Below are 19,160 nucleotides of genomic sequence, written 5' to 3'. Positions count from 1 at the left end.
TGCCTCAAGGAGTCCATATGCGAATTCACGCCGCCCAGAAGCGCGACGGCGGATCCGTGTCCGCCCTCCCCGTCACGACCGTCAAGATCAACGGACCGTTCGAGCCGCGGACCCCGCCGGCCGAGCGCGTCATGCCCCCGGCACCCAAGCGGACGCCGAGGCAGATGCCGCCGATGCCGACCAGGCCCACCCGGCAGCCGCGCCGCATCCCGGGCAAGGGTGGTCGCTGATCCCCTGGCCACGGCCCCGGCCCCGGAGGAATCCGGGGCCGGGGCCTTTCCGTGTGCCGCGGGACCTCGATCACATCTCGCGGTCGCGCGCCGCGGCCCCCGCGAGGTGCCGCGGACGCCGGGTCACAGACGCTCGATGATCGTGACGTTGGCCTGGCCGCCGCCCTCGCACATCGTCTGCAGCCCGTACCGGCCGCCGGTCCGCTCCAGCTCGTGCAGGAGCTTGGTCATCAGGATCGCGCCGGTGCCGCCCAGCGGGTGGCCCAGGGCGATCGCGCCGCCGTTCGGGTTGACCTTGGCCGGGTCGGCGCCCAGGTCGTTGATCCACGCCAGCGGGACCGGGGCGAACGCCTCGTTGATCTCGGTGACGTCGATGTCGTCGATGGAGAGGTTCGCCCGCTTGAGCGCCTTCTGCGTCGCCGGGATCGGCGCGGTCAGCATGTAGACCGGGTCGTCGCCGGTGAGCGCCAGGGTGACGATGCGCGCCCTGGGGGTCAGGCCGTGGTCGCGGACCGCCTGCTCGGAGGCGATCAGGAGCGCTCCCGAGCCGTCGGAGATCTGCGAGGAGGTGGCGGCCGTGATCCGGCCGTCCTCCCGCAGCGTCTTCAGCGACGCCATCTTCTCCAGGGTGGTGTCCGGGCGGGGGCCCTCGTCGTCCTCGACGCCGTTGATCGGGGCGATCTGGTCCTTGAAGTGGCCGTTCGCGATGGCCTTCGCCGCCCGCTGGTGGCTCTCGTACGCGTACCGCTCCAGCTCGTCGCGCTTGAGGTTCCACTTCTCGCACATGAGCTCGGCGCCGCGGAACTGGGAGATCTCCTGCTTGCCGTAGCGCTCGACCCACTTCTCACCGAAGGGGAAGGGCATGCCCTTCTCCAGGGCGGCGGTGATGCTCGACCCCATGGGGACGATGCTCATCGACTCCACCCCGGCGGCCACGACCAGGTCCTGGGTGCCCGAGAGCACTCCCTGGGCCGCGAAGTGGATCGACTGCTGGGAGGAGCCGCACTGGCGGTCGATGGTCACACCGGCGACGCTCTCCGGCAGGCCCGCCGACAGCCAGGCGTTGCGCGCGATGTCCATGCTCTGCGGGCCGAACTGCATGACACAGCCCATGATCACGTCCTCGACCGCGGACGGGTCGACCCCGGTGCGCTCGATCAGCGCTCCCAGGGTGTGCGCGGCCAGATCGGTGGGGTGGACGGTGGACAGACCGCCCTTCTTCTTACCGACCGGGGTACGGACCGCCCCGACGATGTACGCCTCTGCCACAGTGCCTCCTGCGTATGAAACCGAGCAATGTTCGGTCAGTAGGAGATTACAACAGAACTTTCGTCCACGCCTTCCCAGGGCGGGCCTTCGCCCGCCGCCGCGAGGCCGGACCCGGCCCGAGGGCGAACCGGCCCGAGGGCGGACCGGCCGCCGGGGGCCGGGCAGTCCGACGAGCCCGCGAACCCGCCGCCCGCCCCGCCTGTCACCGGGCACCGGTCGTGCGACGGCCCGGGGTCACGTACCCCGAGGTGGGCACCCACTTTCAGGTGCGTACTTGATCAGATCGAGCGCGACGGGGAGTCTGGTGAAGGCGCGCCACGCACCCCGACCGACACCCGATCCTCCTCAAGGTGCCGCCTGCCCCAGACGTCCAGGACTTCGAGTGCCTCGAAGAGCCCTCGTCCCTTCGCGGTCAGCGAGTACTCCACCTTCGGTGGCGACTCGTCGTAGACCTCGCGGTGGACGATCCCGTCCGTCTCGAGCTCGCGCAGCTGCTCGGTGAGCACCTTCTCGCTGATGCCCTGCACCAGCCGCCTGGTCTCACCGAAACGGCGGGGCCGCTCGGCGAGCGTCCACAGGAGGAACGTCTTCCACTTGCCCTGGACGACGTCGATCGCGGCGCCGACGCCACAGACGTGTACCTCGCGGGTCATGTCCCCTCCGACCTCCGACCTCCGGCCGATCCACACTCGCCCTCAATCCTCTGAACGGGAGCACCCTATGAGCCATTCCCCCAGCCTGCCCTCGGCGTCGCCGGTGACCGTCCTCGGCCTCGGGCCGATGGGCCGGACCCTGGCCACCACCTTCCTGCGGGCCGGCCACCCCGTCACCGTCTGGAACCGCACGCCGGGCAAGTCCGCCGAGGTGGTGGCCGAGGGCGCCGTCCTCGCCGCCACGGCCGCCGAGGCGGTCGCCGCGAGCCCCCTCGTCATCGTCTGCGTGCTGGACTACGACGCCGTCCACGCCATCCTCGAACCCGTGGCCGGTGAGCTGGCGGGCCGCACGGTGGTGAACCTCACCGCCGACTCCCCCGACCGTGCCCGCGCCACCGCGGCCTGGGCCGCCGGGATCGGCGCCGGCTACCTGGACGGTGCGATCATGGTCCCCACCACCGTGATCGGCAGCCCCTCGACCCTCGTCCTGTACAGCGGGCCCGAGTCCGTGTACGAGGCGCACCGGCCGGTGCTGCGGCACCTGGGCGGCGCGGCCGTGCACCTCGGCACCGACCCGGGCCGGGCCGCCGCCCACGACGTGGCGCTGCTGGACGTCTTCTGGACCGCGATGAGCGGCATCGTGCACGCCTTCGCGCTGGCCGCGGCGGAGAACATCTCCGCCCGGGACCTCGTCCCGTACGCCAAGGGGATCAGCGCCCTGCTCCCCGACATCATGGACGACTTCGCCATCAAGATCGACAAGGGCGAGTATCCGGCGGACGGCTCCGACCTGCTCTCGGCCGCGGCCGGGATGGAGCACATCGTCCACACGGCGCGGGGACACGGCCTCGACACCGGCGTGCTGGCCGCCGCCCACGCCACCGCCCGGCGGGCGATCGACGCGGGCCGGGGCTCCGACAGCTTCGCGCGCCTCGTCGAGACGATCCGGACCCCGTCGGCGTGACGCCGGCACGACGTCGGCCTGCCCGCAGGGACCCGGCCTGAGCACGGGGACCCGGCCTGACCATGGGGACTCGGGGTGACCGCGGCGACCGGCACGCCGCAGGGGTCCGGGACGGCCGGGGAACGGCTCAGGCGCTCCTGGTGCTCGTCATGGTCGCGTAGGCGATGACGTTGTCGGTGTAGTGGCCGGTCGCGCGGTCGTAGACGCCACCGCACGTGATCAGGTGCAGCCGCGGGACGGGCGACTCCCCGTACACCCGCTGGGTGGGGAAGACCGACTTCTCCGCCTGCTCCAGCCCGCCGACCGTGTAGACGGCGATGATGCCGTCCTTGCGGTGCACCTCGATGACGTCGCCGTTGCGGATCTCGTCGAGGCGGCTGAACACCGCGCTTCCCGAGCGGGTGTCCTTGTGCCCGAGCATGATCGCGGGGCCGGCCTCGCCGGGGGTGGGACCCGAGCGGTACCAGCCGACCAGGTTCGGGTTGCCGACCGGCGGCACCTCGATCGCGCCCTTGCGGTCCAGCCCCACCGACCTGACCGGCGCGTTGACGCCGAGCTTGGGGATGACCAGGCGTACCGGGGACGAGGGCTGCATGGGCGGTGCCGCCGGCACGGTGGGCTGCGGCGGCGGCGCGGTCGCGGGTCCCTTGAAGTACGGGTCGGCCGGCGCCCCGGCCACCTCGCTGCGGGGCGGCAGCGTGGTGCGCCCGTCGGCCAGGCCGTACTCCTCCGGGGAGGCCAGCATGAACAGCACGCCCACCAGCACCGTGACCACCCCGGCGATCCCCGCCAGGATGAGCACCGACCGCATCACCCGCCCGCCGTCGAGGGCGGGGGGCTCCGGGGGTGGCCACTCCCCGTACGCCGGGCCGTACTGCTGCGCGCCGGGCGGCGGGTAGGGCCGGCCCACCGGCCCGTACCCGGGCACCTGTCCCGGCGGCCATCCGTCCGGCGGAGGGGTGGTCATCCGGCGGCCCCGATCAGCCGCGCCCGGCGGTGCGGCGCCGCAGCACCAGGCCCCCGGCCCCGGCGAGTGCCACCATCAGCATGCCGCTGAACATGATCGTGCGGGCGTCCGGCCCGGCGTCCCCGCCACCGCCCGTGGAGGCCGCGCCGTCGGGGGTCTCCTCGATCTGCTCGTCGGAGCTCCTGGTGGGCTTGGAGGTCCTGGTCCGGGTGACGGTGATCGTCGGCTTGGGGGTGGCCGAGGCGCTGGGGGTGACCGACGCGCTGGGGGTCACCGAGGCACTCGGGGTGACCGAGGCGCTCGGGGAGGTCGAGGTGGAGATCGTCGCCTTGACCGTGACCTGCAGCGCCGCCGCGCTCGCCTGCACCGGATCCGCGACGCTGCAGCTGAACAGCTCGGTGTCGGTCCCGGTGCCCGTCCCGGTGCCGGTGTTCATCAGGACGCTGAAGGTGTCGGGCCGGAAGGCGACGACGCCGGTGGCGGTGGGCGTCACCGTGACGACCAGCGGGGGCGCGGTCAGCGGCTGGCCCGACGGGATCGCGGCGGCGGGAGCGGTGGCGGCGACCGACCGCAGCCCCGTGGGGACCAGCGCGGGCGTGCTGGGAACGCTGTAGACGTCCATGTCGGCGTCGATCACGAGCCGCATGGTCGACGGGATGGGCATGGGCGCCACGAAGGAGGGCGTCCCGCTGGGGGCGCCGATCTTCCAGGTGGCCGTGAGCGGCGCGTTGGTCACCGCCGCGGTCGGACCGGTGAGGTCCATCTGGAACGCGAACGTGGGTGCGGTGGCCGTGCCCCCCACCACCGTGCAGGTGTAGGTGACGGGCTTGGGGGCGGCGTAGATCGAGGCGAGCGCCGGGAACGCACCGAAGACGCCTACGCCCGCCGCCGCGATCACGGCCGTCTTGACCGCTATGCGCCGCCGCGTCCTGGACTTCAGCACGATCTCTCCTCGTTCCGGATGTCACCGGCTCGTACCGGTGGGGGGCTTACAGGTCTCGGTCAAGGTTCGGCATAGATCCTACGAACACAGACCCGGCCATGCGAGCGGGTCGGCTAAACGGACACAAATTCCCATCTATCCCACCGCAAACGCCACGCTACATGGACGAAGCACGAATGGCGGGACGAAAGCCGTCTTCCCTGGCAACCGATACATGTTACCGACATGTTTCGCCGAAGATCGCCATAAGCCTCCCGGCCGCCTGACGGCCGTCGTCATGTGCCCGCGACCCATGGGTGGCGGCGCAGGGGTCACGGGGAAAAACCTGGTCAAGGTCGACGTCACCGCAGGTGGGAGCCTTTCGACCCGCGGCCCCGGCGGGCACGGCGGAACCGGCCCGCCCGTCCAGGGGGTGACTCCGGAGCGTCGCGGACGTTGCCGAAAGATTTCATTGACATGGACGCCCTGCTGATCCTACCGTCATGGTTATGTCTAGTCACTCACGCATAGATATTCAAGAGCCGACCTTCGGCGCAGGTATCTGGCACTTCGGGCGGTACGTGGACCGGTACGCCACCGACGGCTACGGCCCGCCGGTCAGCACGCTGGAGGCGATCGACCTGGCCGGGCAGGTGGGTGATCTGTCCGTGGTGGACCTGACATTCCCCTTCGACCCGCCCGAGCTCGGCCTGGACGAGGTGAAGGCGGCCCTGGAGCGCAACGGCCTGCGGGCGATCGCGGTCACGCCGGAGATCTACACCCGGCGTTTCGTCCGCGGCGCGTTCACCAACCCCGACGCCGAGGTGCGCCGCCAGGCGGTCGAGCTGGTCTCCCAGGGTGCCGAGACGGCCCGGGAGCTGGGATGCGACTACGTGAAGCTCTGGCCGGGCCAGGACGGGTGGGACTACCCCTTCCAGGCCGACCACTCCGAGCTGTGGCGCTTCTCCCTGGACGCGGTGCGCGAGCTGGCCACGGCCTTCCCCGACCTGCGCTTCGCGATCGAGTACAAGCCGCGCGAGCCGCGCAACAGCATCGTCTTCTCCTCCGCGGCCAAGACCCTGCTGGCCATCGAGGAGATCGGCCTGCCCAACGTCGGCGTCCTGCTGGACTTCGGCCACTCCCTCTACGGCGGCGAGTCCCCGGCGGACGCGGCGCGGCTGGCGATCTCCCGCGGGCGCCTGTTCGCCATCGACGTCAACGACAACCACCGCGGCTGGGACGACGACATGGTCGTCGGCTCGGTCCACCTGACCGAGACCTTCGAGTTCTTCTACGCGCTGCGCGACGCGGGCTGGGACGGCGTCTGGCAGCTCGACCAATTCCCGTTCCGTGAGAACTCGGTGGAAGCCGCCCGAGCGGGTATACGGATGATGAGGAACATCCATCGTGCTCTCGACCTGGTGGACCGCGAGGCCCTCGCCGCCGCGCAGAAGGCCCAGGACGCGCTGGCCGCGCAGCGCATCGTCCAGCAGGCCCTGCTGAGCTCCCTCGCCGAACGGTGACGCCCCCGCCCCGCCGGCCCCCCGGCGCCGTTCCCCGGCTCCCGGCCGGAATCCTCCCCCTCGCCTCCGGTCCGGGCCCCCGCCCCGGCCTCCGCGGGAACCCGCCTCCCCGGGCCCCTGCGGAAGCCCCGGGGCTCCCCGAGCCTTCCCCCGGGCCCTTCCCCGGTCCGTCCGCGAGCCCTTCCCCGGGCTCTCCCCCGGCGGGCGGGCCACCGGCCACCCCTGCGGAGACGACCATGTCGAGAACCACGTCGAGAAATGGAAGCACCATGTTGACCGCTGATCCGCTGCGCGTCACCGAGTACCGGGAGGTCTCCGGGCGCATCCGCGCGGGGGACCCCCGGGACGCGGTCGCCGAGCTGGAGCGTGTCTCCGTCCAGGTCCGCCGGAGCATCGTCCAGATGATCTCCCGGGCCGGGCTGGGTCACGTCGGCGGCGACCTGTCGGTCACCGACATCCTGGTCGCCTGCTTCTACGGGGTGCTGTCGGTGGACCCCGAACGTCCCCGCTGGGAGGGCCGCGACCGGTTCGTGCTGAGCAAGGGCCACTGCGCGGCGGCCCTGTACTCGACCCTGGCGCACTGCGGCTTCTTCCCGACGGCCGAGCTGGAGACCTTCATGGCCCCGCTCTCGGCCCTCAACGGGCACCCCAACAAGATCAAGGTGCCCGGCGTGGAGACGAACACCGGGGCGCTCGGGCACGGGTTCCCGGTCGCCACCGGTTGCGCGCTCGGCGCCGAGCTGGACGGGGCGCCCTGGCGGACCGTGGTGGTGCTGGGCGACGGCGAGCTCCAGGAGGGCAGCAACTGGGAGGCGGCGATGACCGCGTCCCACTACGGGCTGTCGTCGCTGACGGCCGTGATCGACCGCAACCGCCTCCAGCAGGGCGCCCGTACCGAGGAGACCAAGACGCTGGAGCCGCTCGCCGACAAGTGGCGCAGCTTCGGCTGGGAGGTGCGCGAGGTCGACGGCCACGACCACCTCGCGCTGCTGGCCGCCCTGGAACGTTCCACCAGCGGCAGACCGGTCGTGGTCATCGCCAACACCGTCAAGGGAAAGGGCGTGTCGTTCATGGAGGACCGGGTGGAGTGGCACCACAAGGTGCCCAGTCCCGAGCAGGTCGAGGCGGCCCTCACCGAGCTGGAGCCGGTCCGATGACGATCACCGACCAGCGGCCGACCTTCGACTCCCGCCAGGCGTTCGCCGAGGAACTGATCGCGCTCGCCCGCGCCGACGAGCGGATCGTCGCGGTGTGCAACGACTCCGTCGGGTCGAGCAACCTGGTGGGCTTCCGCCAGGAGTTCCCCCGCCGGCTGGTGAACGTCGGCATCGCCGAGCAGGACCTGGTGGGCGTCGCCGCGGGGCTGGCCAACGCGGGCAGGATCCCCTTCGTCTGCGCGGCGGCGCCGTTCCTCACCGGCCGCGCCCTGGAGCAGATCAAGGCCGACGTCGCCTACAGCGAGACGCACGTCGTGCTGTGCGGCCAGAGCCCCGGGATGGCCTACGGCGAGCTCGGCCCCACGCACCACTCCATCGAGGACCTGTCGTGGATGCGGGCGGTGGCCGGCCTGGACGTGGTCGTCCCGGCCGACCCGACGCAGACCCGCGCGGCCGTACGCTGGGCCGCCGCCTCCGGCAGGCCCTCCTACCTGCGCGTCCCCCGCTTCAAGGTGCCCGAGGTGACCCCCGGTGACGCCCCCTTCGAACGCGGCCGGTCCGTCCTGCTGCGCGACGGCGGCGACGTCACGGTGGTCGCCGTCGGCTCGCTCGTCTCCCGGGCCCTGGAGGCCGCCGACCGGCTCCGGGACGAGGGCGTCTCGGTACGCGTGCTGAACATGCCCTTCGTGTCCCCGCTGGACGAGGAGGCCGTGGTGGCCGCCGCCCGCGAGACCCGGGGCATCGTCACCGCCGAGGAGGCCACGGTCAGCGGGGGGCTGGGCGCGGCCGTCGCCTCGGTCGTGGTGGCCCGCCACCCCTGCCCGATGCGGATCCTCGGCGTGCCGCGGGTCTTCGCCCCCACCGGGGACGCCTCGTTCCTGCTCGACCACTTCGGGCTCTCCGCCGACGGTGTCGCCACCGCCGTGCGCGAACTGCTGGGACATGGCTAGCACCGGCCCGCTCGTTCTGGCCGTCGACCAGGGAACGGGCTCCACCAAGGCGCTGCTCGTCGCCCGGGACGGCCGGGTCGTCTCGCGCGGATCGGCCCCGGTCTCCGAGAGCCAGCCCCGTCCGGGCCGGGTGGAGCAGTCGGCCGAGGAGATCTGGGAGAGCGTGCGCCGGGCCGTCGCCGACTGCGTCGACCCCTCGCTCGCCTCCCGGGTCGCCGGGGTCGGCCTCAGCACCCAGCGCGAGTCGCTGGTGCTCTGGGAGCGCCGCACCGGCCTTCCGGCCGGTCCCCTGATCAGCTGGCAGGACCAGCGCACGGCGGCGGACTGCCTGGCGCTCGCCGCCACCGGCGCGGGCCCGGCGGTGCGCGCGTCCAGCGGGATGCCGCTGGACCCGATGTTCTCCGCGCTCAAGGCCCGCCGGCTCCTCGACGCCCACGACCCGGACCGCCGCCGCAGCCTGGCGGGCGAGCTGTGCCTGGGAACGGTCGACTCCTGGCTGCTGAGCCGCCTGGGCGGCGACCCCGGGGACCGCGCCGGAGCCGGTGAGCACCTGATCGAGGTCGGCAACGCCTCCCGTACCCAGCTCATGAACCTGGCGACCCGGCGGTGGGACCCCGCGCTGCTCGGCCTGTTCGGCGTGCCGCGCGAGGTCCTGCCGAGGATCGTCCCCTCCCGCGGCCCCTTCCCCGCGGTCCGCGGCCTGGCGCCGCTCCCGGACGGGGTGCCCGTGCTGGCCGTGATGGGCGACTCGCACGCCGCGATGTTCGCGCACGGCGGGTGGCGGCCCGGCGTGGTCAAGGCCACCTACGGGACCGGCTCGTCGGTGATGGCCGTCGGCGAGGGCGAGGGCGGAGACGTGCCGGGGCTGTGCCGCAGCGTCGCCTGGGACGTGACCGGGCCGGTGCTCGCGGTGGAGGGCAACGTCCGGGCGACCGGCCGGACCCTCGGCTGGCTCGCCGACCTGTTCGGCACCACCACGCCGGCCCTTCTCGACGAGGCCGCGGAGACGTCGCTGGGCGTTCACCTGGTACCGGCCTTCGGCGGGCTGGGCGCCCCCTGGTGGGAGCCCGGCGCGACCGCGGTGCTGAGCGGCCTGACCCTGGGCGCCCGCCGCGGCCACCTGGTCGCCGCGGCCCTGGAGTCCGTGGCCTTCCAGGTCGAGGACGTGATCGCGGCGATCGAGCGGGCCACCGGCACGGTACGGGTGCTGCTGGCCGACGGCGGGCTGACCCGCAGCGACCGGATGATGCGGCTCCAGGCCGACATCGGCGGGCGGACGGTCTCGCGCTCGGCCGAGCACGACCTGTCCGCGCTCGGCGTGGCCGACGCGGCCGGGCTGGTGGCCGGCCTGTGGAGCCTGGCCGACCTGGAGGCCCGTCCCCGTCCGTCCGACGACTTCCACCCGGCCACCGGCGCGCCGGACCGGGCCGCCCGGCGCGCCGCCTGGCACCGGGCGGTCGGACGGTCCCTGCCCCGTACCGGGACGACCGCGCCCCCGCGGACCGGCGCGCACCGCGACACCGGCCCGGACACGCACCGGAACACCTTCCCGGACCTGCGCCCGGCCACCTTCCCGGACCTCCACCCGGACACCGGCCCGGACGGGGCCGGGTCTCACCCCACGAACCAGGAGGCGGGCGACAGCCTGGCCGAGAGGAGCGGCGCATGAGCACGCCGACCGAAGCGCAGGAACACGCCGGGAGCGCGTCCCGCCGGCGGATCCCGGCCAGGTGGATCGCGGCCGCCCTGGGCGCGCTCCTCCTCGCGGCCATCGGGTTCAGCACGCAGTACCGCTCGACGGAGTCGGCCGCGGCCTCGGGTCCCAAGCGGTTCGACCCGGCCGCGTTCGGCGCGCAGAACTACGAGAGCAAGGTCGTGCCCGCCATCGAGAAGAAGGCCGTCGAGCTGCCCGTGCTGGTGAGGGCGCTGGCCGCCGACAAGGACGCGGCCGGTGAGAGGTACGGCGTCCGCCAGGGCACCGGCCCCTACAGCTTCGCGGTCAAGGGCACCGGCGAGGCGGGGACGGCGAAGTCCGGGCTGATGCCGGTGACCGTGCCGGACCTGCCCGAGGGCACCCGGGTGTCGCTGCAGGTCGGCCCGGCCATCAACGGCACGGCGCTGCGGGACGCGGCCGGGTACATCACCTTCGGCCAGTTCCTCAACCAGGTGGAGTACGCCGACGCGGCCACCGCGCTGAACAACCAGATGCGCCAGAAGCTGCTCACCACCCTGGACGCGCCGAGCCTGGCCGGCAAGAAGATCACCTTCGTCGGTGCCTTCAGCCTGCTCAGCCCCTCCGTGGTGACCATCACCCCGATCTCGATCGAGGAGGCGTCGTGACGACCTCGGCCACCCCGATCCTGCGCGCCCGCGACGTCACCAAGGTCTACGGCGGCACGCACGCCCTCAAGGGCGTCGACTTCGAGGTCGCCTCCGGCCGGGTGACCGCGCTGTTCGGCGAGAACGGGGCCGGCAAGTCCACCCTGATGAAGATCCTCTCGGGGATCGAGTACCCGACCACCGGCCACGTCGAGATGGACGGGCGGCCCGTCGAGCTGCTCTCCCCCCGCGACGCCTCCGACCAGGGCATCTCGATCATTCACCAGGAGCTCAACCTCTGCCCCAACCTGAGCGTCCAGGACAACCTCTTCCTGGCCCGCGAGATCCACGGCGGGTTCGGCACGATCGACCGCGCCTCCCAGCGGGCCACCACCGTGGCGATCCTGCGCAGCCTGGAGGAGGACCTGGACCCCGACCGGCCGGTCGGGGACCTGAGGCTGGGCCAGCAGCAGGTCGTGGAGATCGCGCGGGCGCTCCTCCAGGAGGCCCGGGTACTGATCATGGACGAGCCCACCTCGGCGCTCACCGCGCCGGAGGTCGAGGTCCTGTTCCGGGTGATCCGGGAGCTGACCGCGAACGGGGTCGCGGTGGTCTACATCTCCCACCACCTGGACGAGGCCCTGGAGATCGCCGACGACGTGGTGGTGCTGCGCGACGGGCGGCGGGTCGCCACCGCCGACGCCGGCGCCGTCGACATCCGGTGGATCGTGGAACAGATGGTCGGCCGCGACCAGGACGCCCTGTTCCCGCACCGCACCCCGGTCGTCGGCGAGGAGCTGCTGACGCTGCGCGGGCTCACGGTGGCCGACCCGGCCAACCCCGACCGCCTGGCGATCGACTCCCTGTCGCTGAGCGTCCGCGAGGGCGAGATCGTGGGGATCTACGGCCTGATGGGCTCGGGCCGCACCGAGCTGCTGGAGGCGCTCGCCGGACGGATCCCCGCGCAGTCGGGAGAGGTGCTGCTCTCCGGCGACGCGCTGCAGGACGCGGGCATCCGCGACCGTATCGACCGGGGCGTGGTCCTGGTCCCCGAGGACCGCCAGCGCGACGGCCTGGTCCAGACGATGTCGGTGGGGCAGAACCTCTCCCTGGCCGGGCTGGGCCGGTTCGTCCGGCGGCTGTTCGTCTCGGCCGACCGCGAGCGGGACGCGGTGAACCGCATGATCTCCGACGTCACCGTCAAGACGGACGGCGCCGGGGCGCCCATCGGCTCGCTGAGCGGCGGCAACCAGCAGAAGGTGGTCATCGGCAAGGCGCTGCTGACCGGCCCGCGGGTGCTGCTGCTGGACGAGCCCTCGCGCGGCGTCGACGTCGGCGCCAAGGCGGACATCTTCGAGCTCATGGCGGCCCAGGCCAGGCGCGGCCTGGCCGTGGTGTTCACCACCTCGGACGCCGAGGAGGCCCTGCACATCCCCGACCGGCTGCTGGTGCTCGCCCGCGGGGTCGTCGCCGGTGAGTTCCGGCGCGGCGAGATCACCCGGGAGGAACTGATGAGTGTGTCGGACGGTGCCGCCATCGACGCGGCCGAGGAGGACGCGACGTGACCTCGCAGAGAACCACCCCCGCCCTACCGGCCCCGGGGGACGCCCCGCCGGAGAAGGTCGCGGCCGAGGCCCGCCGTCTGTCCCTGCTGAACGCCCTGTTCGAGCTGCGGGCGTTCATCGCGCTCGCGGTCCTGATCGTGGTCTTCGGCCTGCTGTCGGAGTCGTTCCTCACCGTGCCGAACCTCATCACGATGACCAAGCACGTCGCGATCAACGCGGTGATCGCACTCGGCATGCTGCTGGTCATCCTCAAGGGCGGGATCGACCTGTCGGTCGGCTCGATCGTCGGGCTCTCCGGCGTCGTCGCCGGTGAGCTGCTCCAGGGCCTGCACCTCGGGTTCGTCGACATCATCGCCTACCCGCCGGTGTGGGGGGTGATCGCGCTCTGCATCGCGGTCGGCATGCTCGTCGGCCTGGTGAACGGCGTCCTGGTCACCCGCTTCAAGGTGGCACCGTTCATCGCCACGCTCGGCATGCTGTACGTGGCGCGCGGACTCGCCCTGCTGATCTCCGGCGGCACGACCTATCCCAACCTCGCCGGTTCCCCCGAGCTCGGCAACACCGGTTTCGACCTCCTCGGCAGCGGGCGGCCGCTCGGCCTGCCCACCTCGATCTGGATCATGATCGTCCTCGCCGTCGTCGTGACGCTGGTGCTCACCAAGACCCCGTTCGGGCGCTGGCTGTACGCCACGGGCGGCAACGAGCGGGCCGCCGAGCTCTCCGGCGTCCCGATCAACCGGGTCAAGACGGCCGTCTACGTGATCTCCGGCGCCTGCGCCGCGATCGCGGGCCTGATCATCGCCTCGGAGCTCACCTCGGCCGCGCCGCAGGCCGGTGAGACGTACGAGCTCAACGCGATCGCCGCGGTGGTCATCGGCGGCGCCGCGCTGAGCGGGGGGCGCGGCACCGTGCGGGGAACCCTCGTCGGTGCCTTCGTGATCGGCTTCCTCGCCGACGGCCTGGTGATCCTGGGCGTGTCGACGTTCTGGCAGATCCTCATCAAGGGGGCCGTGATCATCCTCGCGGTGATGCTGGACCAGGGCCAGCAGCGGTTCCAGCGGCGCGGCGCCGCGGTCTCGGCGGTGGTGGCCAGCAAACGACCCGACTGACCCCGCGCCCCGCGACCCGCGCGGCCCGCATCGGGCACCGGACCGCACGGGACCCGCACCGGACCCGCACCGGGCCCCCACCGGGCCCGCACCACCCCGCCGAGCCGGCCGGACCCACCGGCCCCTCGCGGGAGAACGACCAGACGGCCGCCCCGTGGCGGCCACCCCTCACCCCTCGCCCACACACCGTTCACCATTTTCCGGAGGCCGGAGATGTCCGTTCCCATCGTTGGTTCCATCCGCAGGCGGGGCCTCGGCCTCGCGCTCTCGCTGCTCGCCGGCACCTCGCTGCTGGCGGCGTGCGGGGGCGCCGAGACCTCGGCGCAGAGCGCGCCCACCGCGCAGACCAGCCAGGCGGCCGGCCCGTCCGGCGGCGGCGAGGCGGGCGGGCTGATCGCCATCATCACCCCGTCCCCGGACAACCCCTTCTTCAAGGCCGAGGCCGACGCGGCCAAGGTCAAGGCGGAGCAGCTCGGCTACCAGACGTCGGTGGCCTCGCACGACGACGACCCCAACAAGCAGAGCGAGCTGGTCGACGCCGCCATCTCCAGGAAGGCCAGGGCCATCATCCTGGACAACGCCGGTGCCGACGCGTCCATCGGTCCGGTCAAAAAGGCCGCGCAGAGCGGCATCCCGGTCTTCCTGATCGACCGGGAGATCAACGCGACCGGTGTGGCCAAGGCCCAGATCGTCTCCAACAACTCCCAGGGCGCCCAGCTGGCCGCCCAGTCGTTCGTGGAGGCCATGAAGGAGAAGGGCAACTACGTCGAGCTGGTCGGCAAGGAGTCCGACACCAACGCCAGCGTGCGCTCCAAGGGGTACGCCGACGTGATCTCCCAGTACCCGGACCTGAAGTCCGTGGCCAAGGAGAGCGCCAACTGGGACCAGCAGGAGGCGTTCAGCAAGATGGAGACCATCATCCAGAAGAACCGCGACATCCAGGGCGTCATCGCGGGCAACGACACGATGGCCCTCGGCGCGGTGGCGGCGCTCAAGGCCGCCGGGATGATCGACAAGGTGGTGGTGGTCGGTTTCGACGGCAGCCCGGACGCCATCGCCGCCATCAAGGCGGGCCAGATGCACGCGACCGCCCTCCAGCCGGCCGCGCTGGCCGCCGAGAGCGCCGTGGAGCAGGCCGACAAGCTGATCAGGACGGGCTCCACCGGCGCGGAGGAGAAGCAGTCCATCGACTGTGAGCTGGTCACCAAGGAGAACGCCGACGAGTTCGGGGTCTTCGGCAGGAAGTGACCGCCCACCGGGACCTCCGGCCGCCGCCCCGGCCGGAGGTTCCGGTCATGGCTCCCATGTCCGGGCTCACCGGGCATGAGGGAACCCGGGCCGGTACGCTGAGTGCCGGTCACGGAGCCGGTGCCACGATCTGATGAGGAGGCGGTGCATGGTCGTCCCCGAGCTGGGGCGGGTCCACCGTTCCGGCCGTGCCGTGGCCGTCGACCACCTGCGCCTGCTGGCGCGGGTGGCGCGGATGTACCACGAGCAGGGCATGCGGCAACCCGAGATCGCCGCGGCGCTGAGCATCTCGCAGCCGCGCGTCTCCCGCCTGCTCAAGGAGGCCATCACCCGGGGCATCGTCCGTACCGTCGTGGTGCTCCCCGACGGGGTGCACACCGAGCTGGAGGAGGAGCTCCAGCGGCGCTACGGGCTGCGGGACGCGGTGGTGGTCGACACCGGCGGCGCCCGGGGCGACGTGATCCCGGCGCTGGGCTCGGCCGCCGCGGCCTACTTCGACACCACCTTCACGGGCGGCGACGTCATCGGCATCTCCTCCTGGAGCGAGACCCTGCTGGCCGCCGTCGAGCGCATGCACCCCAGGAACACCCAGGTCGCCGACCGCGTCATGCAGGTCGTCGGGGGGGTCGGCAGCCCCGAGGCCCAGGTGCACGCCACGCGACTGATCAGCCGTCTGGCCGGTGTCACCCGCGCCCGGCCGGTGTTCGTCCCCTCGGCGGGCGTCGTGGGCACGCCGATGGTCCGCGACGCGCTGCTGCAGGACGCGGCGGTCGTCGAGGTGATGGCGCAGTGGCGGGAGCTGACCGTCGTCCTGGTCGGCATCGGCAGCCTGGAGCCCTCCCCGCTCCTGCTGCGGAGCGGCAACGCCGTCGGCCATGCCGACCAGGAGGAGCTCCGCTCGCTGGGCGCCGTCGGCGACGTGTGCCTGCACTTCTTCGACGCCCAGGGCGACGTGGTCGACTCGGCCTTCGACCGGCGGGTCGTCGGGATAGACGTCGAGACCTTCCGTGCCGTGGAGCGCCGGGTCGCCGTCGCCGGGGGCGAGCGGAAGTACTCCGCGATCAAGGCGGCCCTGCGGGGCGGGTGGATCAACGTGCTGATCACCGACCTGGACGTGGCCGAACGCCTGCTCGCCGAACCGGTCTGACCCCCGGGCCGGGGAACTCCGCGCGGCGGTGTCCGGCCGCGCGGGACGCGCCAGGGCGCGAGCATGGACCAGCATGGGGTACGAAGGGTCGACCGGTTCCGGATCATCCGGCCGGGACGTCCGGTTTCAGGAGGGGTGAGCATGAGGAAGAACGCGAGCCGGATCGCGGCCGCCGCCGGGCTGACGGTCCTGCTGGCCGGCTGCGCGGGCGACCCGGCCACCCCGGGAACCGCTTCCGGAGCCGCCGCCACGCCGGTCGCGACCACCGCGAGCGCGAGCGCGCCCGCCACCGGGACGCCCGCCGCCGAGCGGAGCCCTTCGGCCTCCCCCGCGCCGGGCGGGACCGGGACACCGGATCTGGGCGCGGGCCGGGAGGTGGCGACCGGGATCCGGACCCCCTGGGGGCTGGCCTTCCTGCCGGGCGGCGACGCGCTGGTGGCCGAGCGCGACAGCGGCCGGATCCTCCGGGTCCCGGCCGGTGGCGGGCAGCCGCGCGAGGTCTACCGGGTGCCCGGCGTGACCCCGGGCGGGGAGGGCGGCCTGCTCGGGCTCGCCGTCTCGCCCGGCTACGACGAGGACCGGTACGTGTACGCCTACCTCACCGCCGCGTCCGACAACCGGATCGTGCGCTTCCGCCTCGACGACGCCACGCCCGAGACGGTGTTCGAGGGCATCGCCAAGGCCGGCATCCACAACGGCGGCCGCATCGCGTTCGGCCCGGACGGCATGCTGTACGCCGGGACCGGGGACGCGGGGGTGCGCGGCGCCTCGCAGGACCCGGTCAGCCCGAACGGGAAGATCCTGCGGCTGACCCCGGAGGGCGAGCCCGCCCCCGGCAACCCGCGGGCGGGCTCGGCCGTGTACAGCCTCGGGCACCGCAACGTCCAGGGGCTGGCGTGGGACGCGCGGGGCCGGCTGTTCGCCCTGGAGTTCGGGCAGAACGCGCTGGACGAGGTCAACCTCATCGAACCGGGCCGCAACTACGGCTGGCCGGAGGTGGAGGGCAAGGGCGACACCGCCGGGGGACGGTTCACCGACCCGCTGGTGACCTGGCCCACCGGCGAGGCGTCGCCGTCCGGCGCCGCCATCGCCGGGAACACGCTCTACGTGGCCGCGCTGCGCGGGGAACGGCTCTGGACGGTGCCGCTGCGCGACGGCCGGGCCGGTGAGCCCAGGGCCGAGCTGACCGGGCGGTACGGCCGCCTGCGCACGGTCGCCGTGGCACCGGACGGGGCGCTCTGGCTGACCACGTCCAACACCGACGGGCGCGGTGACGTGCGCGACGGCGACGACCGGATCCTGCGCTACCCCGCGAGCCCCGGCACCGGGTGACGCGCGATCCCGCTCCCGCGGGGGCCCGGTCCTCAGTCCCCGGGGCGCAGGCTCTCCCGTACCGCGCGTGCCAGGCCGGGGTCGTCGGCGATGACGCCGTCCACCTTCAGCCGGTACAGGTGCCTCAGCCATGTCCTGACCTGTTCGGTGACGCGGTCGGTGTCGCGCCCGCGGCGCTCGGCCCGCAGCCGCGCGTCGAGCCTGCGGACCGTGGTGGCGTGCACCAGGAGGCCCTCGCGGTGGGCGTTCCTGACGAGCGCGGCCGGTGAGATCCGCCTGCCGTCGATGCCGCCGGTCTCCCCGGGTCCGATCCGCTTGGTGACCACGCCGATGCCGTCGGCGTACTCGGCGATCCTCGCCAGGCCCTTCGGCGTCACCATGTCGTCGTAGGTGCGCGGGTCACCTGCGCGCACCAGGTCGTACGGCGCCCCGGTCGCGGCGACGAACTGGATGAGCCGTATCCGGGTGAGGGGGCGCAGCCGCCCGAGGTTGCCGGGCTCGAAGGACTGGATGAACACCGGGTCGTGCTCGTCCTCCCAGCCGTACCGCTTGAACGTCTCCAGCAGCGGTTTCTCCAGCGGCAGGCCGATCGAGGCGAAGTAGGTGGGGAACTTGGTCTCGGCGTACACGCCCACCCCGTGCTTCTGCGCGAGCAGGACGATCTCGTCGAGCGTCGGGATGCGGGCCCTGCCGTCGTAGGCGGTGTTGTCGCGTCGTTGCCGGGCGTAGCGTTCCCTGGCGCGGAGCGTGCGCAGCTCGGCCAGGGTGAAGTCCTCGGTGAACCAGCCCGTGCGCCGGGCGCCGTTGACGAGCTTGGTCGTCCTGCGGGAGGCGAACTCGGGATGTCTCTCCACGTCCGTGGTCGCCGAGAGCTCGTTCTCGTGCCGGGCGACCAGCACGTGGTCCTTGGTCGAGACGAGGTCGGGCTCGATGAAGTCGGCGCCCATGGAGATGGCGACCCGGTACGACAGCAGCGTGTGCTCCGGCCGGAAGGCGCTGGCGCCGCGATGCGCGATGACGATCGGCGCGGCCTCGCGGTCCGCGCGGTCCGCGCGCCTGCCGGAGGCCGGGTTCCCGCGCCGTCCGGTCCTCGCGCCCGCGGCCCGCCCGGTGGTGGACGTCGCGGACCGTCCCGTCGGGTGACCGGGCCGTTCGGCCGCCTGGCCTCCCGCGCGCGTTCCCGTCGTCTCCGCGTGGTGGAGAGCGCCGATCGCGGCCATTCCTATGAGTACGGCCAGAACACCGGCCCGCGTCTTGCTCACCCGTGTACACCCCTCGCTCCGGCTCAGCGGGGGGACACATTGGCATAAGCCTCTATACCCGGACCGGATGCGCGAATGCCCAGTACAAGCAAGCAGCGGATGAAATGGGACGTAATCTACCTACCGGTGTGGCGGGAGCGGTCGTCCCGCCCATGCCGGTGACGGTGGTACGCCCGCGGCTGGCGTCCCGACCACCGCTCCCCGCCGCGCCGGGCCTCCGATCCACGCCGGGCCTCCGACCCGCGCCGCCCGAACGCGCGCCCGTCGTACCGCCCGTACGCCGGGCCCTGGGAACGCCCGAACCCACGGTCCTCGTAGCGGCCGGACCCCCGGTCCTGCGAACGCCCGAACCCGCGGTCCCCGTAACGCCCGGACCCGCGGTCCCGCGAGGAGCCGAACCCGGGGCCCGGGGAACGTCCGGGTCCCCACCGACCGTCGCGTCCGGCACCGGTGCCGCGCCATCCGGACCCGTCCCGGCCGGGTCCGCGGCCGTACCCCGGGTCCAGGGAACGGTCGCGCTCCGCGTACCGTCCGGAGCCCGTT

At 73.0% G+C, this 19,160-nt stretch carries 17 protein-coding genes; 12 read left to right on the top strand and 5 right to left on the bottom strand.

The window, feature by feature from the left end:
• The first annotated feature begins 17 nt into the window (after positions 1-17).
• Entirely contained in the window at positions 18-230 is a 213-nt protein-coding gene (locus ACIBCT_RS02935; protein ID WP_399185717.1) for a hypothetical protein, read from the top strand.
• Between the two features lie 123 nt (positions 231-353).
• Here the strand turns inward: ACIBCT_RS02935 and ACIBCT_RS02930 are convergent, their stop codons facing one another.
• Together ACIBCT_RS02930 and ACIBCT_RS02925 are read right to left on the bottom strand one after the other, a co-directional pair.
• On the bottom strand, positions 354-1,499 hold the full coding sequence (locus ACIBCT_RS02930; RefSeq protein WP_399185716.1) for an acetyl-CoA C-acetyltransferase: 1,146 nt from the start codon (positions 1,497-1,499) through the stop codon (positions 354-356).
• 278 nt (positions 1,500-1,777) lie between these two features.
• Positions 1,778-2,152 carry a winged helix-turn-helix transcriptional regulator gene (locus tag ACIBCT_RS02925; protein ID WP_399185715.1) on the bottom strand — a complete coding sequence of 125 codons (375 nt, stop codon included), beginning with the start codon at positions 2,150-2,152 and terminating at the stop codon, positions 1,778-1,780.
• A 67-nt stretch (positions 2,153-2,219) separates the two neighbouring features.
• Between ACIBCT_RS02925 and ACIBCT_RS02920 the strand changes: the two genes are divergently transcribed.
• Positions 2,220-3,116 (top strand): NAD(P)-dependent oxidoreductase, encoded by an 897-nt coding sequence (locus ACIBCT_RS02920; RefSeq protein ID WP_399185714.1) that lies wholly within the window; start codon positions 2,220-2,222, stop codon positions 3,114-3,116.
• Positions 3,117-3,243: 127 nt separating this feature from the next.
• Here the strand turns inward: ACIBCT_RS02920 and ACIBCT_RS02915 are convergent, their stop codons facing one another.
• Positions 3,244-4,083, bottom strand: a complete 840-nt coding sequence (locus ACIBCT_RS02915) for a class F sortase (protein ID WP_399185713.1) — start codon at positions 4,081-4,083, stop codon at positions 3,244-3,246.
• 13 nt (positions 4,084-4,096) lie between these two features.
• Entirely contained in the window at positions 4,097-5,026 is a 930-nt protein-coding gene (locus tag ACIBCT_RS02910) for a hypothetical protein (RefSeq protein WP_399185712.1), read from the bottom strand.
• 488 nt (positions 5,027-5,514) lie between these two features.
• Here ACIBCT_RS02910 and ACIBCT_RS02905 point away from each other — a divergent pair, with 488 nt between their 5' ends.
• The 10 genes from ACIBCT_RS02905 (at position 5,515) to ACIBCT_RS02860 (ending at position 17,355) form a co-directional block, all read left to right on the top strand.
• On the top strand, positions 5,515-6,528 hold the full coding sequence (locus ACIBCT_RS02905) for a sugar phosphate isomerase/epimerase family protein (protein WP_399185711.1): 1,014 nt from the start codon (positions 5,515-5,517) through the stop codon (positions 6,526-6,528).
• A 269-nt stretch (positions 6,529-6,797) separates the two neighbouring features.
• Positions 6,798-7,685, top strand: a complete 888-nt coding sequence (locus ACIBCT_RS02900; RefSeq protein ID WP_399185710.1) for a transketolase — start codon at positions 6,798-6,800, stop codon at positions 7,683-7,685.
• Complete coding sequence (locus tag ACIBCT_RS02895; RefSeq protein ID WP_399185709.1) at positions 7,682-8,635, top strand: transketolase family protein; 954 nt, start codon at positions 7,682-7,684, stop codon at positions 8,633-8,635. The genes ACIBCT_RS02900 and ACIBCT_RS02895 overlap by 4 nt, the downstream gene beginning before the upstream one ends.
• Positions 8,628-10,304 (top strand): FGGY family carbohydrate kinase, encoded by a 1,677-nt coding sequence (locus ACIBCT_RS02890; protein WP_399185708.1) that lies wholly within the window; start codon positions 8,628-8,630, stop codon positions 10,302-10,304. Before ACIBCT_RS02895 ends, ACIBCT_RS02890 begins: the two co-directional genes overlap by 8 nt.
• Positions 10,301-10,975, top strand: a complete 675-nt coding sequence (locus ACIBCT_RS02885) for a DUF2291 family protein (protein ID WP_399185707.1) — start codon at positions 10,301-10,303, stop codon at positions 10,973-10,975. Before ACIBCT_RS02890 ends, ACIBCT_RS02885 begins: the two co-directional genes overlap by 4 nt.
• Positions 10,972-12,519 (top strand): sugar ABC transporter ATP-binding protein, encoded by a 1,548-nt coding sequence (locus ACIBCT_RS02880; RefSeq protein ID WP_399185706.1) that lies wholly within the window; start codon positions 10,972-10,974, stop codon positions 12,517-12,519. Before ACIBCT_RS02885 ends, ACIBCT_RS02880 begins: the two co-directional genes overlap by 4 nt.
• Entirely contained in the window at positions 12,516-13,628 is a 1,113-nt protein-coding gene (locus tag ACIBCT_RS02875) for an ABC transporter permease (RefSeq protein WP_399185705.1), read from the top strand. Before ACIBCT_RS02880 ends, ACIBCT_RS02875 begins: the two co-directional genes overlap by 4 nt.
• Positions 13,629-13,841: 213 nt before the next feature.
• A complete protein-coding gene (locus ACIBCT_RS02870; RefSeq protein WP_399185704.1) occupies positions 13,842-14,876 on the top strand; it encodes a D-ribose ABC transporter substrate-binding protein in 1,035 nt (344 codons plus the stop codon).
• A gap of 148 nt (positions 14,877-15,024) precedes the next feature.
• On the top strand, positions 15,025-16,023 hold the full coding sequence (locus tag ACIBCT_RS02865) for a sugar-binding transcriptional regulator (protein ID WP_399185703.1): 999 nt from the start codon (positions 15,025-15,027) through the stop codon (positions 16,021-16,023).
• Between the two features lie 141 nt (positions 16,024-16,164).
• Positions 16,165-17,355, top strand: a complete 1,191-nt coding sequence (locus ACIBCT_RS02860) for a PQQ-dependent sugar dehydrogenase (RefSeq protein ID WP_399185702.1) — start codon at positions 16,165-16,167, stop codon at positions 17,353-17,355.
• A gap of 32 nt (positions 17,356-17,387) precedes the next feature.
• Here the strand turns inward: ACIBCT_RS02860 and ACIBCT_RS02855 are convergent, their stop codons facing one another.
• The gene (locus ACIBCT_RS02855; RefSeq protein WP_399185701.1) at positions 17,388-18,617 is read right to left on the bottom strand and encodes a glycerophosphodiester phosphodiesterase family protein; all 1,230 of its coding nucleotides are present in this window, start codon (positions 18,615-18,617) and stop codon (positions 17,388-17,390) included.
• Positions 18,618-19,160: the final 543 nt, after the last annotated feature.

The sequence above is a fragment of the Streptosporangium sp. NPDC050855 genome (assembly GCF_044456585.1).
GTDB classification, from domain to species: Bacteria; Actinomycetota; Actinomycetes; order Streptosporangiales; family Streptosporangiaceae; genus Streptosporangium; species Streptosporangium longisporum.
The sequence above is the reverse complement of the archived record's forward strand: the minus strand, read 5'-3'. Positions and strand labels throughout refer to the sequence as shown.